Genomic DNA, 325 nt, shown 5'->3' with positions numbered 1-325 from the left:
CCAGATCGTCCTCTCCGATCGGGCTGGTCATCGAATACTCCTTAATCGTGGCCGTTCACCCTCCCGGAGGAGCGTCGCCAGACGGTCGCGCCCCCGCGATATGCGCGACATCACCGTTCCCAGCGGCACGCCGACGACGGCGGCGACTTCCCCATATGACAGACCTTCGACGGAAATGAGGAGCAGCACCGTCCGCTGCTCCTCGGGCAACGCATCAAGTGCACGCAACAGGTCTCGGTGGTGCAGGCCTGCGTCCTGATCGGCCGGGCGGCCGAGCGCAGCGTCGTCCACGAGGTGGAACGGAACCGCCGTACCTCGCCGGCTA

1 protein-coding gene is annotated in these 325 nt (G+C 66.5%); it reads right to left on the bottom strand.

All coding sequences use genetic code 11. The features are described 5' to 3' along the window. Positions 1–27: 27 nt before the first annotated feature. On the bottom strand, positions 28–325 hold a 298-nt coding region (locus ASE88_RS00160), incomplete at its 5' end, for a sigma factor-like helix-turn-helix DNA-binding protein (RefSeq protein WP_268795202.1).

The sequence above is a fragment of the Sphingomonas sp. Leaf38 genome (assembly GCF_001421825.1).
GTDB lineage: Bacteria > Pseudomonadota > Alphaproteobacteria > Sphingomonadales > Sphingomonadaceae > Sphingomonas.
Note: the sequence above shows the minus strand (reverse complement) of the source record. Positions and strands in the feature narration are given on the sequence as shown.